Origin of the sequence: Donghicola sp. XS_ASV15 (genome assembly GCF_041224595.1) — a bacterium.
GTDB lineage: Bacteria > Pseudomonadota > Alphaproteobacteria > Rhodobacterales > Rhodobacteraceae > Donghicola.
This window is the reverse complement of record NZ_JBGFGN010000162.1, coordinates 181,941-195,494: the sequence shown is the minus strand read 5'-3', so window position 1 is coordinate 195,494 and position 13,554 is coordinate 181,941. Positions and strand designations below refer to the sequence as shown.

Here is a 13,554-nt window from a genome sequence, read left to right as displayed (position 1 = left end):
TGCACTCCGTTTTAAGTCTTTTCAGGCTAGGCCAAACCTGTCGGCGCTAGCAAATTTTTCTTGGGGTCTGTTCAGAAGTCGCGGTTTTCATAGGCGTCGAGTGCGCGTTTCCGCCCCGCATCGGCGCTGACAATCGCATCCGGATAGTCTGCATCCGGCGAAAGATCCCAGCTGCGCGGGATCGCTTCAAAATACTTTAGCGCGTCGTCATGCGGGTTTGCGCGCCCTTCGGCGATCCAACGGCTGACATAGTTTCTTTGCTTGTCGAACTTATCGAGTTGGGTGACCGGGTTAAAAACGCGGAAATAGGGGGTCGCATCTGGGCCGGAGCCCGCAGACCACTGCCACCCCATTGCGTTCGATGCGGGGTCCCAATCAATCAAACAGTCCTCGAACCAGTCCAGACCGATTTTCCAATGGGTCAGAAGGTGCTTGGTCAGGTAACTTGCGACGATCATCCGCGCGCGGTTGTGCATTCGCCCGGTCACGTAAAGCTCGCGCATGGCAGCGTCGACAAATTGAATTCCGGTGCGCCCTATTTTCCACGCAACAACCTCGGCGTTGTCTTTTTCATTCCAAGGAAATGCGCCCCACTCTTCGCGCCAGTTGTCGGTTGCGATGTGCGGGGTATGCCAGAGCAAGTGATAGGCGAATTCGCGCCAAGCCAATTCCTTCATAAAGGTCTCGGCCCCTTTGCTGCCATCCTGCTGTTTTCGCATGGCAGCATGCCAGCACTGTCTTGGGCTGATTTCACCGACCGCTAGGTTTTCAGACAAGCAGCTCGTGCCATCCTCGGATGGCAGGTCGCGCAGCGCGTCGTAGTCATCGACAATCTCGTCGATGAAATGTGCCAAACGTTCTTGCGCAGCATCTTCGCCAAGACGCACAAAGGGACGCACAACGTCGGCGCCACGCCGCATGTCGTCGCCTAGCCCCCATGACTCGATGTCCTCACTCTCGGGCCAAGAACTCGGAGCGATCAGTTTGGAGACGCGCCCCAAAGGCGATGGTACGTCGCGGCCGCGCACCGATTTCCAGAAGGGCGTAAAGACTTTGTAGAAACTGCCTGCACCGGTCTCGACGGTCCAAGGCTCGAACATCAGGTGCCCCAGATGGCTCTGCGCATCAACCCCTAAGTCTTTTAATTTCGATTTGATACTTTTGTCGCGGGCCACGCTATCTGGATCATACGCGCGTGACCAATAGACCGTGTCAGCACCGGTCTCAGATATGAGCGTTTGCAGGACTTCGAGAGCGTCGCCCGAGCGCAAGATGAGTCGGCTCCCGATCTCTGCAAGCGCGTTTTGCAGATGCTCCACACCCAATCCCAAGCGCCACTTCGGCGCGGCTCCAAGGTCTTGGACAAGGGAGTCGCAGATGAAAACGGGCACCACCGGCCGCCCAGATGACATTGCGGCCCAAAGCGCAGGATGATCCGACAGGCGCAAGTCGCGGCGGAGCCAAACAATGATCGGGGTGCTTTCTGCCACAAGATGCCTCTTTCGTCTTTTACCGAGTTATACGAAGGGCAAAACGTGTCAGATCACCTTTTGGTTCACAATCGTCGGAAAAATTCATAAATCTCAGAGCCAAGGCCCCTGATCGGGCATAAGAAACAGGTCCGTTGCCTCGGGTGTCAGGCCCATTTGAGTGAGCATCCCATGGACCTGACCGCGATGATGGGTCTGATGATTGAAGAAGTGCATCACGCAGGCGCCCTTGTTTTTCGAGACCTCCGCATCCAAGACGCCGGAATGCCATGTCAGGGTCGACATCAGATCCAAGGAACTCGCTTTCTCGGCCCAAAGCAAAATATGACCGTCCATTCGAAACCGCTCCCCGCTCCATGCGGCGGCCGTTGGCTGGAACGTGGTGCTGTCTTCCATGGCCGCTTTCGGCGCAGCTTTCCCTTCGAAACGGGCCATCCAAACTGTATCAGCCCACAGGAGGTGATTGACCGTCCCGAGGATCGATCCAAAGAACGCGCCCCTGTCTTTGTGCAAATCGGCGGGCGACATGTCCTGTAGCAGCTTGCGAAGGCCCCTATTCTGCCACGCGTTATACCGTGCCATGGTGATGCAATATTCTCGGGTCAGCATAGAAATCGTCCGTCTTTATAGATGCTGTTTGCAAGAAGTGTCCTTGGCCATCAAAGCAAGGCTTGTTCCTGCAGACAAGAATTCCTAGCGCGATACATGTGGCAGCCCCTTGAATTCCGGAAATAAGTTCGTAGATTGGGCGTGTCGGGCAACCGACTATGGACATAAACGCGCTCGTAATAAGCGGATCGGACCCGGGGGCGGTACCCGGCGGCTCCACCAAAAATCCTATCGTTTGGGATCATGGGGCCGAAACAGGATCGACGAACGTCTAAAGGGGTTAGCTTTGTCCCGGTGTGATACCGCCGTTATCGGTTCAACAAGTACAATTGCAAACGACAATCGTGCTCCGGTAGCAATGGCTGCGTAAGCAGTCGGAGTTTCCGAAATCTAAGTCCTTGTGCCTAGCAGCGTAAGGCGGGGTTCGGAGGTACCTGGCAACAGAAACCTCCACCTTCAACCATCATCAGACCTTTAACGCTTCGGACAGCGATTGCGGTGCCGACGTCTGTTCGCGCAAGTCCAGCGAAGTCAGCAGGTCGAGCAGGTGATTTTTCATCAACTCTTCAGCCAGAGCGCCGTCCTTGTTGGCCAGCGCTTTGATCAACGCATGGTGCGCGTTGCTTTCGCACAGGGCCGCCCGCCGCTGCCAGTACAGCGCGATGATCAGAGACGAGCGCGCCACAAGCTGCGCGATGATTTCTTCAATGGTGCTTTGATCTGCAATCCGCGCCACTTCGATATGGAACTGCCCAGAGAGTTGCAGCGCTTTGCCCGTTTGCCCCGCAGCCAGAGCGGCATGTTCAGCATCGATATGGGATTGCAGAACCGCCACATCCGCGTCGGTCATCCGAGCCGCGGCATGGCGCGTCATTGTCGGCTCTAGCAATGCGCGGGCCTCAAAGACTTCTCGCGCCTCTTTTACAGTAGGCCGTGCAACGAACGCACCTCGATTCCGCTTCAGTTCAACCAATCGCTGATGCGCCAATTGTTGCAGAGCTGCACGGATCACCGTCCGGCTGACGCCATAGATTTCGCCAACCTCGTCTTCATTCAGCTTTGTTCCAGGTGCGATACGATGTTCGTGGATCGCTTCAGCGAGGGCCTCTGCGACCTTGGTGCTTGCTGTGTCCCTAGCATTTTCTTTGGGTGCCATACGCCCGACCCCTTATTTCCTGAGTCCACTGATCACCACTTTGCCAAAGAATCGCAAGGGATCAGGGGCTGCAAATGTTCGCGCACTAAATTGTATACAACATTGGATTACTGTTTGTGCACAGCTTTGCGCGAGCTGCCTAATTTTGCACCAGTGCAGGTTTCTGCGCCGAGAGACGAGGTTTTTGTCTTCACGGTCAGGAATTTTACCGACCAACGTGAACCCAAGACACAACTCATAGGGGCATAGCATATGCGATCGGGTCGGGATCTGGAACTGGTACACCTGAGCAAACGCTACGGGGACACCACTGCGGTGGACAACATCAATCATGTGTTTCTGAACGGCTCTTATGTGTGCCTTCTGGGGCCCTCGGGATGCGGCAAATCCTCGACTCTGCGCATGATTGCGGGTCACGAGAGCGTGTCGGACGGCTCGATCGTATTGGATGGTCAGGATATTTCGAATTTGTCGCCAGCGCAGCGCGGCACGGCGATGATGTTCCAGAACTACGCCCTGTTTCCGCACCTGAGCGTGCGCGACAACGTCGCTTTTTCCTTGCACATGAAGGGCGTGGACAAGCCGACCCGACACAAGGCGGCTGACGAGATGCTGGAACTGGTGGACATGACCCACCTTGCCGACCGCTTGCCCGACCAGCTGTCCGGCGGCCAGCAGCAACGTGTGGCGCTGGCCCGGGCTCTGGTCACCAAACCGCGCGTCCTGTTGCTGGATGAACCGCTGTCCGCGCTCGACCCCTTTCTGCGCATTCGCATGCGGGCTGAACTGAAACGGCTGCAGCGCGAACTTGGCATCACCTTTATTCACGTGACCCACGGTCAGGACGAAGCGCTGGCGCTGGCGGACGAAATCGTAGTGATGAACAACGCCGTCATCGAACAGGCGGGCCCGGCGCGCGACGTCTGGATGGCCCCCCGCACCGAATTCGTGGCCCGCTTTATGGGCGGCCATAACGTCATCTCCTTCGAAGGGCACAAGATTGCATTGCGCGCCGATGAAGTCCGCATGGCCGACACCGGCCTGCCCGCCACCGTGACCGCCGTGGAATACCAAGGTGCCCACGTGTCGCTGACAGCAATCACCCCCGCCGGAGAAGAGATCGTGGCTCTTGTGCCCGAAGCAGCCTTCTTTGCTGCACCAAAAGAAACCGGCGAAGCGGTCAGCTTCGTCTGGGACGAAGGGCGGGTTCGCCGCCTCCAAGCATAAGCAACTCCTCAATCCACAACAGGGATTTAGTACTATGTCGAAAATGCGTTATTCCCGTCGATCCATCCTGAAAAGCGGCGCAGCAGCCGTTGCGGCATCGACCCTGCCCGCGCCCATGGTCTGGGCTCAGGAGATCAAAGACATCACTCTGCGCCAGTTCGGGACCGGCGTGTCGAACCTAAACGAAGTTGGCCAGAAGGTGAAAGAAGACCTTGGCTTCACTCTGGAAATGACCGCTCTGGATTCCGACAGCGTGACCCAGCGCGCGGCGACTCAGCCCGACAGCTTTGATATTGCGGACATCGAATACTGGATCTGTAAAAAGGTTTGGCCGACCGGCAACCTGCAGGCGATGGACACCAGCAAGATCAAGAACTACGACAAGATCGTTGGCATCTTCCGTTCGGGTAAACTGACACCCGAGAGCACCATCGCGCAGGGCACTGCACCCCACACCGTTGGCTTTGTCGAAGAGCCCGGCGCGACCACCTTTGCGGATCAGGAAACCAACTGGATGACCTTGATCCCCACCATCTACAATGCGGACACTCTGGGCATCCGCCCTGACCTGATCAACCGCCCCATCAACACTTGGGCCGAGCTGCTGAACCCCGAGTTCAAAGGCAAAGCGTCTATCCTCGACATTTCGTCGATCGGTATCATGGACATGGCAATGGTCTGCGAAGCCATGGGCGAAATCCAGTACGGCGACAAAGGCAACATGACCAAGGAAGAGATCGACGCGACCTTTGCGATCTTTACCGAAGCCAAGCGTGCTGGCCAGTTCCGCGCGTTCTGGAAAACCTTTGACGAGTCGGTCAACCTGATGGCGTCGGGCGAGGTTGTGATCCAGTCCATGTGGTCGCCTGCGATCACTGCTGTGAAATCGCGCGGCATCCCCTGCGTCTACCAGCCTCTGAAGGAAGGCTACCGTTCGTGGGGCGGCGGTCTGGGCCTGTCCAAGTCGCTGAGCGGCATGGAGCTGGATGCAGCCTACGAATACATCAACTGGTACCTCGACGGCTGGGTCGGCGGCTTCCTGATGCGTCAGGGCTACTACTCGGCGGTTCCCGAAACCTCCAAGAACTACATGTCCGAAAACGAGTGGGGCTACTGGTTCGAGGGCAAAGAAGCGACCGGCGAAATCACCTCGCCCTTCGGCGACGTGCTGGCCCAAGCGGGCGAAACCCGCGACGGTGGTTCGTTCGAAGAGCGCATGGGGTCTGTGGCGTGCTGGAACGCCGTCATGGACGAGAACCAGTACATGGTTCGCAAGTGGAACGAATTCATCGCGGCATAAGCGGCGGATGATTTGCAGGGGCGCTGCCCCTCTGGACGGGCCTTCGGGCCCGCCCATTCACCCCAGAGTATTTAGCGCAAAGATGAAAGGGGCAGTCGCCCCGGGGATGGATTTATGGCGATGAGCCGGCATGTCACAGGGTGGCTCCAGGCTGTGCCTCTGACCGTGGTTCTAGGGTGTTTCCTGATTGCACCTATTATCATGATCGTCGTGGTAAGCTTTTGGGGCGCGACCGAGTTTTCGATCTATCCCGCCTTCCAGTTTGACAACTACAGTTATTTGTTCGGATCGGCTGTCGTGTGGAAGGTGTTCTTTGCGACGTTCAAATACGCCTTCATTACGTGGGCGTTTACCTTGGCCATCGGGTTTACGGTGGCGTATTTTCTGGCCTTTCATGTGCGCACGCAGTCAATGCAAATCGCACTGTTTTTGCTGTGCACCATTCCGTTCTGGACCTCGAACATCATCCGGATGATCTCTTGGATTCCGTTTCTGGGGCGCAACGGGATTGCAAATTCGACGCTGATTTCGTGGGGCGTGATTGATGAGCCGCTGGAATGGCTGCTTTATTCGGATTTCTCGGTCATTCTGGCGTTTGTTCACCTCTATACGCTGTTTATGGTGGTCCCGATCTTTAACACCATGATGCGGATCGACCGGTCCCTGATCGAAGCGGCGGTCGATAACGGCGCCACCGCGATGCAAACCCTGCGTCACGTGATCCTGCCGCTCACCAAGCCTGGCATCATGATCGGCACGATCTTTGTGGTGACGCTGGTGATGGGCGACTTTATCACCGTACGCTTCATGTCCGGCTCACAAAAGGCCAATGTGGGCCGCCTGATCTCGAACGACATTTCGTTGCTTCAGTATCCATCGGCGGCGGCGACCTCTGTGGTGCTACTGATCACCGTTCTAATTGTGATCGGGATCCTGCTGCGCTTTGTCAACATCCGCAAGGAGCTGTAAGTCATGGAAAAGCGGTCTCTTTCCTTCTACGTACTGGCAGCGTTCTTTGGCCTGTTTGTTCTGTTTCTGTATGGTCCCACGATGACCATTGGCATCCTGTCGTTCCAAGGGCCCACAGGCGGCCTGACCTTTCCGATGCGCGGCGTGTCCTTGCACTGGTTCCGCGAACTCTTTGAACAGCAGGCCGTCGGGGATATCTGGGGCGCGTTCCGCCGGTCCTTTGCCTTGGGGCTGATGGTCATGGTCACAACTGTTGTCGTGTCGGTGATGTCCGGTCTGGCCTTCCGCAAACGGTTCAAGGGCTCTGGCGTTCTGTTCTACATGGCGATCACCTCTTTGGTGATCCCGTCGATCCTGATTTCCTTGGGCGTCGGCCTGATCTTCAACCAGCTGGGGCTGAAGATCCATTGGGCGACCTCTGGGTTTGGCTCCCAGCTGACATGGACCCTGCCTTTTGGTCTGCTGATCATGTTTGCCGTCTTCAACCGCTTTGACAAATCCTACGAGGAAGCCGCGCGGGACCAAGGCGCAACCCAGTGGCAAACCATCCGCCACGTGGTTCTGCCCATCATTGCACCCTCTCTGATTGGTGTGGCGTTGTTCGGGTTCACCTTGTCCTACGACGAATTTGCGCGGACCCTGCTGACATCGGGGAGCTACAACACCCTACCGCTTGAGGTGTTTGGCATGACCACCAACGTGACCACACCGGTGATCTATGCGCTCGGCACGCTGACTACGCTCTTCTCTTTTGGCATTATCGGGGTCTTCCTAATTTCGGTCCGGATCATGGCGAAACGCCGCGCCAAGATGGGCAATGACGCTGGGAAAGCGGTCTGATGAAAATCGCTTACGTGAACCCCAACGCGACTGTGGCGATGACAGACGCCATGGTTGCGGTCGCAGCGCAGGTTCTACCGAGCGCTCAGATCATCGGATTGACCAACCACGACGGGCCGCCTGCGATCCAAGGGGCGGCGGATGGCGAAGCGGCCTTGCCAGGCGTGCTGGCGCGGATTGCGCAGGCCGAGGCAGACGGGGCGGATGCTGTCGTGATCGGCTGCTTTGACGACACAGGCTTGGCCGAGGCGCAGGGCATGACATCCCTGCCCGTCCTTGGGATCGGTCAGTCCTCTTATGTGATGGCCGCGGTTCTGGGGCGAAGGTTCGCAGTCATGACCTCTTTGCCGATTTCGATTCCTGTGATCGAGGGCAATATCAATAGCGGCGGCTACGCCCCCAACTGTGCGGGCGTTCTGGCCAGCGACCTGCCCGTCCTGACCATCGACGAGGGGTCCGAAGAAACCCGCGCTCATCTTGCGGCCTGCATCAATCAGGCGGCACGAGACATCAAGGCTGGCGCGGTTATCTTGGGCTGCGCGGGAATGGCCCCGTTGCGACAGGATCTGACCACGCGCACAGGCGTCGTCTTGATCGACGGTGTCGCTGCTTCGGCCACACTCGCGCAGGCTGCCGTTTCTTACCTAAGCTCCGCGCGCTAACCCCGCGGGCTGCCGAACGGCGCCCGCAACAAAATCCTTTGACAATCAGCACGGCTCGGACACTCTACCTCGGCATCGCGGGAGGAGAGATATGATTGCAGTGATTTTCGAAGTGACCCCCAAAGAGGGCATGATGGGCCCCTATCTAGATATGGCCGCCCGCATGAAAGAGCACCTTGAGGGGTTCGACGGATTCATCAGCGTCGAGCGATTTGAAAGCCTGACCACACCGGGCAAGCTTTTGTCTCTGTCATTTTGGGAGGACGAAGAGGCCGTCCAACGCTGGCGCAAGCTCACCGCCCATCGCGGCGCCCAAGAGATGGGGCGTCAGCGCTTTTTCGAGGATTACCGACTGCGCGTGTCCCATGTGATGCGCGACTACGGGATGGAGGCGCGCGACGAAGCGCCTTTGGACAGCCGCACGCATCACGGCGCCATGTGAAGGTTTCATTACAGAGCGCTGATTTCGCTTGCGTTTCCCTGCCAAGCCCATAGGCCTACCGGCATACGACACATACGAGGGCTTTCTTGATGGCTCCTGACATTCGCACGCTCTTCCAAGTCTTTGGCCGCATCGGCGTTCTGTCCTTTGGCGGACCGGCCGCGCAGATTGCGTTGATGCACAAAGAGTTGGTTGAAGATCGGGACTGGCTGAACGAAGAGCAGTTTTTGCGTGCACTCTCGTTCTGCATGCTCTTGCCAGGGCCAGAGGCGATGCAGTTGGCAACCTATGCCGGCTGGCGGCTGCGCGGCACCTTGGGTGGTCTGATTGCGGGCCTGCTGTTTGTGATCCCTGGCGCGCTGGTCGTTGCGGCGCTTGCGCTGGGGTACGCCTATTTCGGGAACATCCCTTGGGTCCAAGCCGCCTTCGTCGGGATCAAGGCGACTGTGACGATCATCGTCCTTCAGGCGCTCTACAAGGTGGCGAAGCGGGCGCTGCACCACGCGACCGACTGGATGATCGCAGGTGCGGGCTTTCTCAGCCTCTTTGCGCTGCATATCCCATTTCCTATCGTTATCGCGGTTGCAGGGATCATTGGTGCGGTCCGCAGTCAGAACGACAGCGCGACGCCATCAGACCCTGTCGTCAGGCCCAAAACACTCCAAACGCTGATCTTCTGGTCTGCCTTGTGGGCCGCTCCCATCGCGCTTTGCATTGCACTGGAGGCACCATTTTTCACCGACATCGCACTCTTCTTCAGCAAGCTGGCGATTGTGACCTTTGGCGGGGCCTACGCGGTCCTCGCTTATATGGCCCAAGAGGTCGTGTCCGCTTATGGCTGGATTTCCCCCGAAGCAATGATCGACGCGCTCGGCCTTGCCGAAACGACACCGGGCCCGCTGATTCTGGTAACAGAGTTCGTCGCGCTGCTCGCCGGCTTTGCCGAGGGCGGTCCTACGGTGGCGCTGGCCGCGGGCGCCCTGTCGCTCTGGGTAACCTTTGTGCCATGCTTTCTGTGGATCTCTGTCGGCGCGCCCTACCTCGATTTGCTGTCCTCGATGCCCCGCCTCAGAGGGGCGCTGGCCGCCATCACAGCGGCGGTGGTCGGGGTCATTCTGAACCTGTCGATCTGGTTCGCAGCCCATGTTTTCTTTGGCTCTGTGGGCGAAGCGACCCTTGGCCCTGTGCAGGTCATCGCGCCGGATTGGGGCACGGTTGACCTAGTCTCGGTTGCACTTGCAGGACTGGCAGCGGTGATGTTGCTTGCCTTGAAGATCGGGATCGAAAAAACCCTGTTCGTGACCGCAATTTTTGGCTTGGCGTCAGGGCTCTATGCAATGTGATTGCATTCTCCTCTTTAGTTTGTTTTGCGATGTACTATGCTGAACGAAAATCGGAGGCACTTGAAATGGGCGATATCGACTACGGCAACCTAATGCACGCTGCAATGCGGCGCCTGATCCGTCAGGTGCTTGAAGGCGTGGCACAGGATGGTTTGCCGGGTGAGCACCATTTCTTTATCACCTTCTCAACCCAGGCCGACGATGTGCAATTGGCGGACTGGCTGGTGCAGCGTTATCCCACAGAAATGACCGTTGTGATCCAGCATTGGTTCGATGGGCTTGACGTGGACGAAGAAGGGTTTGGCGTCACACTGAATTTTGGCGACAGCCCCGAACGCCTGTACATCCCCTATGATGCGATCCGCACATTCGTGGACCCCTCGGTCGAATTTGGCCTCCGCTTCGAAAGCGTTGGCGAAGAGGACGAGGAAGAGGATGAGCTCGACATTGAGCTGGCCGAGGTCGAGGAAGAGCCCACCACCGACGCCGAAATCGTCAGCTTGGACAAATTCCGCAAGTAACTGCGATCACAGCTTTTAAATTTGTGATCACATAGGCGATTTTTCGACCCCGTTACCGCTATCCAAGGCCCTGACGCGATTGCGACAGGGCTTTTCTGCCTGTAAACCCACGGCAACCGTTATACAGGAGGTTGCCTCATGGCCGATACCCGTACCGAAACCGACAGCTTTGGTCCTCTCGAAGTTCCCGCAGACAAGTATTGGGGCGCGCAGACCCAGCGCTCGATCATGAACTTCCCCATTGGTTGGGAAAAGCAGCCCGTGCCCGTCGTCCGCGCCTTGGGTGTGGTCAAAAAAGCCTGCGCCATCGTGAACGAGGTTTTCGGTGATCTGGACGCCGAACTGTCCAAAGCCATTCAGGCAGCAGCCACCGAAGTGATCGAAGGCAAGTTCGACGACAACTTCCCGCTGGTGGTTTGGCAGACCGGTTCCGGCACTCAGTCGAACATGAACGCGAACGAGGTCATTTCGAACCGCGCGATTGAAATGCTGGGTGGTCAGCTGGCCAGCAAAAAGCCTGTGCACCCCAACGACCACTGCAACATGGGTCAGTCGTCGAACGACACCTTCCCGACCGCGATGCACGTCGCCATCGGGATGCACACCCGCGACGTCCTGCTGCCCGGCCTGCGCAAGCTGCACGGCGCGCTGGTCGCCAAGTCCGAAGAGTTCAAGGACATCATCAAGATTGGCCGGACCCACACCCAAGACGCGACCCCGCTGACTCTGGGGCAAGAATTCGGTGGCTACGCCCATCAGGTGGCTCAGGGCATCAAACGCGTCGAAGCCTGCCTGCCCGACATCTATGAATTGGCACAAGGCGGCACCGCCGTTGGCACTGGTCTGAACACCCGCAAAGGCTTTGCCGAGAAGGTCGCCGCAGAGATCGCTGGCATCACCGACCTGCCCTTCGTCACCGCCCCCAACAAGTTCGAAGCACTGGCCGCGCATGACGCAATGGTCATGTTCTCGGGCGCGCTGAAGACCGTTGCAGGTTCCCTGTTCAAAATCGCGAACGACATGCGTCTGCTTGGCTCTGGCCCCCGTTCGGGTCTTGGCGAATTGATCCTGCCCGAAAACGAGCCCGGCTCGTCGATCATGCCCGGCAAAGTGAACCCCACTCAGGCCGAAGCGCTGACCATGGTGTGCGCCCACGTCATGGGCAACGACGCAGCCGTTGGTTTCGCGGGCTCGCAAGGTCACTTCGAACTGAACGTGTACAACCCGATGATGTCGTACAACGTTCTGCAGTCGATCCAGCTGCTGGGTGATGCAGCGTCTGCGTTCACCGACAACATGGTTGTTGGCACGCAGGCAAACACCGCGCGTATCGACAAGCTGATGAAAGAGTCGCTGATGCTGGTCACCGCGCTGGCCCCGACCATCGGCTACGACAACGCCACCAAGGTTGCAAAGACCGCGCACAAGAACGGCACCACTCTGAAAGAAGAGGCGATCGCTCTTGGTTTCGTGGACGAAGAAACCTTTGACCGCGTTGTGCGCCCCGAACAGATGATCGGCCCCAAGTAATGGCCGCGCCGGTCAATCTGAACCGGTTTCGCAAAGACAAAGCACGGGCCGAGAAAAAGGCCCGTGCTGATCAGAACGCTGCCAAATTCGGACGTACCAAAGCCGAAAAGCAGCGCGACGCCATTGAGGCTGACAAAGCCGAGCGTCACCTGAACCAGCACAAGCGTGAAGACGAATGAGCGGCGGCCCCTTCAAACGGTCGCTGACCCTGCGCGGGCACCGGACATCCGTGTCTTTGGAAGAGCCCTTCTGGCAGGCGTTTCGCACGATTGCCGAGGCTCAGGAAAAACCGATCAACCAGCTTGCGGCTGAAATAGACGTGCGCCGTGATCCCGAAACCGAGGGGCTCGCTTCGGCCATTCGGGTCTTTGTGCTGCACTGGTATCAGGCGAAACTGGACTGAATCTTCCACCCGTTCCAACAAATAAAATGGGGGCCTTCTAGATGAAGACCCCGCTCTATCTGTCTGTAAACGCTCGGATTAGACCGAGGCGTTGTAGATCTTGCTGATGTTCTCTGCCAGCGCGGCATTGAATTCGTCATCCGACTGCTGTGCGTTCAGGCCCTCGGCCAGTGCACGGCTGAACGACGCGATCATCTTTTCGTTCTTGGACAGTTTCTCGCAAGCATCTGCGGTCGAGTAACCACCCGACAGAGCCACAACGCGCAGAACGCGGGGATGGTCTGCGAGGCTGTCATAGAGGCCAGCTTCGGTGGGAATGGTCAGCTTCAGAACGACGTTCTGGGTGTCGTCCAGCAGGTCCAGCTGCTTTTCGATCTCGGCCTTCAGAATGGTTTCTGCTTCGGCTTTGGTCGGGCTGTCGATCAGAACTTCGGGCTCAACGATCGGAACCAGACCGGCTGCGATGACCTCTTTGCCCAGTTCAAACTGCTGCGCCACAACCGCTGCAATGCCGGTTTCGTTCGCTTCGTGGATCACCGAGCGCTCTTTGGTGCCAAAGATGCCAAATTCGCGCGCAGTTGCAAGCAATTCGGCCAGACCGGGGATCGGCTTCAGGATCTGAGCGCCGTCTTTGACGTCTTCCATGCCCTTGTCGATCTTCAGGAAGGGAACAACTCCGCGCTCTTCCCACAGGTAGGTGGGCACGGGCATGCCAGCGACTTCACCGCGCATGGTGCGCTCGAACAGGATCGCACCCAGAACCTTTTCCGAGGTAAACTCCGGCGCGGTCATGATGCGGCAGCGCATGTCATGGATCAGGCCGAACATCTCTTCTTCGGTCGAGTATGCGTCCTCTTCAACGCCGTACTGCTTCAGAGCCTTGGGAGTCGAGCCACCGCTCTGGTCCAAAGCGGCAATAAAACCCGCGCCCGCTGCAATGCGATCGGCTTGGCTCTGCTCGAGTACAGTGTCCTTGGCCATGATCAGAAAATCCCTTCGATGCGTTAAAACCTTGTGGGGTTTTTAACCTACCTCGCGGGATCAGCATAGAGTTTTAAGTGA

At 57.8% G+C, this 13,554-nt stretch carries 15 protein-coding genes and 1 other RNA gene; 12 read left to right on the top strand and 4 right to left on the bottom strand.

What is annotated here, in order from left to right:
• Nucleotides 1-71 precede the first annotated feature (71 nt).
• On the bottom strand, nucleotides 72-1,490 hold the full coding sequence (locus tag AB9K37_RS17375) for a deoxyribodipyrimidine photo-lyase (protein WP_369841065.1): 1,419 nt from the start codon (nucleotides 1,488-1,490) through the stop codon (nucleotides 72-74).
• A 93-nt stretch (nucleotides 1,491-1,583) separates the two neighbouring features.
• A complete protein-coding gene (locus AB9K37_RS17370; protein WP_369841063.1) occupies nucleotides 1,584-2,099 on the bottom strand; it encodes a DinB family protein in 516 nt (171 codons plus the stop codon).
• A gap of 105 nt (nucleotides 2,100-2,204) precedes the next feature.
• On the opposite strand from AB9K37_RS17370, the gene ssrA reads away from it, so the two are divergent.
• Nucleotides 2,205-2,554: a transfer-messenger RNA gene (gene ssrA, locus AB9K37_RS17365) on the top strand.
• An 11-nt stretch (nucleotides 2,555-2,565) separates the two neighbouring features.
• On the opposite strand, the gene AB9K37_RS17360 is transcribed toward ssrA, so the two are convergent.
• Entirely contained in the window at nucleotides 2,566-3,255 is a 690-nt protein-coding gene (locus tag AB9K37_RS17360) for a GntR family transcriptional regulator (RefSeq protein WP_369841061.1), read from the bottom strand.
• Between the two features lie 252 nt (nucleotides 3,256-3,507).
• On the opposite strand from AB9K37_RS17360, the gene AB9K37_RS17355 reads away from it, so the two are divergent.
• From AB9K37_RS17355 to AB9K37_RS17305, 11 genes are all read left to right on the top strand, one after another.
• Nucleotides 3,508-4,482 (top strand): ABC transporter ATP-binding protein, encoded by a 975-nt coding sequence (locus AB9K37_RS17355; protein ID WP_369841059.1) that lies wholly within the window; start codon nucleotides 3,508-3,510, stop codon nucleotides 4,480-4,482.
• 34 nt (nucleotides 4,483-4,516) lie between these two features.
• Nucleotides 4,517-5,782 carry a PotD/PotF family extracellular solute-binding protein gene (locus AB9K37_RS17350; protein WP_072706368.1) on the top strand — a complete coding sequence of 422 codons (1,266 nt, stop codon included), beginning with the start codon at nucleotides 4,517-4,519 and terminating at the stop codon, nucleotides 5,780-5,782.
• 120 nt (nucleotides 5,783-5,902) lie between these two features.
• The gene (locus AB9K37_RS17345) at nucleotides 5,903-6,751 is read left to right on the top strand and encodes an ABC transporter permease (RefSeq protein WP_369841467.1); all 849 of its coding nucleotides are present in this window, start codon (nucleotides 5,903-5,905) and stop codon (nucleotides 6,749-6,751) included.
• Nucleotides 6,752-6,754: 3 nt separating this feature from the next.
• Nucleotides 6,755-7,591, top strand: a complete 837-nt coding sequence (locus tag AB9K37_RS17340) for an ABC transporter permease (protein WP_369841056.1) — start codon at nucleotides 6,755-6,757, stop codon at nucleotides 7,589-7,591.
• Entirely contained in the window at nucleotides 7,591-8,253 is a 663-nt protein-coding gene (locus AB9K37_RS17335; protein ID WP_369841054.1) for an aspartate/glutamate racemase family protein, read from the top strand. Before AB9K37_RS17340 ends, AB9K37_RS17335 begins: the two co-directional genes overlap by 1 nt.
• Nucleotides 8,254-8,344: 91 nt before the next feature.
• Nucleotides 8,345-8,695, top strand: a complete 351-nt coding sequence (locus AB9K37_RS17330; RefSeq protein ID WP_293707197.1) for an antibiotic biosynthesis monooxygenase — start codon at nucleotides 8,345-8,347, stop codon at nucleotides 8,693-8,695.
• Nucleotides 8,696-8,781: 86 nt separating this feature from the next.
• Complete coding sequence (chrA, locus tag AB9K37_RS17325; RefSeq protein WP_369841052.1) at nucleotides 8,782-10,038, top strand: chromate efflux transporter; 1,257 nt, start codon at nucleotides 8,782-8,784, stop codon at nucleotides 10,036-10,038.
• A 65-nt stretch (nucleotides 10,039-10,103) separates the two neighbouring features.
• The gene (locus AB9K37_RS17320) at nucleotides 10,104-10,559 is read left to right on the top strand and encodes an SspB family protein (RefSeq protein ID WP_369841050.1); all 456 of its coding nucleotides are present in this window, start codon (nucleotides 10,104-10,106) and stop codon (nucleotides 10,557-10,559) included.
• Nucleotides 10,560-10,697: 138 nt separating this feature from the next.
• Nucleotides 10,698-12,089 (top strand): class II fumarate hydratase, encoded by a 1,392-nt coding sequence (gene fumC / locus AB9K37_RS17315; RefSeq protein WP_369841048.1) that lies wholly within the window; start codon nucleotides 10,698-10,700, stop codon nucleotides 12,087-12,089.
• Nucleotides 12,089-12,268, top strand: a complete 180-nt coding sequence (locus tag AB9K37_RS17310) for a DUF4169 family protein (protein WP_072706360.1) — start codon at nucleotides 12,089-12,091, stop codon at nucleotides 12,266-12,268. Before fumC ends, AB9K37_RS17310 begins: the two co-directional genes overlap by 1 nt.
• Nucleotides 12,265-12,492 carry a ribbon-helix-helix domain-containing protein gene (locus AB9K37_RS17305; RefSeq protein WP_369841046.1) on the top strand — a complete coding sequence of 76 codons (228 nt, stop codon included), beginning with the start codon at nucleotides 12,265-12,267 and terminating at the stop codon, nucleotides 12,490-12,492. The genes AB9K37_RS17310 and AB9K37_RS17305 overlap by 4 nt, the downstream gene beginning before the upstream one ends.
• Before the next feature lie 78 nt (nucleotides 12,493-12,570).
• Here the strand turns inward: AB9K37_RS17305 and AB9K37_RS17300 are convergent, their stop codons facing one another.
• The gene (locus AB9K37_RS17300; protein ID WP_369841044.1) at nucleotides 12,571-13,473 is read right to left on the bottom strand and encodes a fructose bisphosphate aldolase; all 903 of its coding nucleotides are present in this window, start codon (nucleotides 13,471-13,473) and stop codon (nucleotides 12,571-12,573) included.
• Nucleotides 13,474-13,554 lie beyond the last annotated feature (81 nt).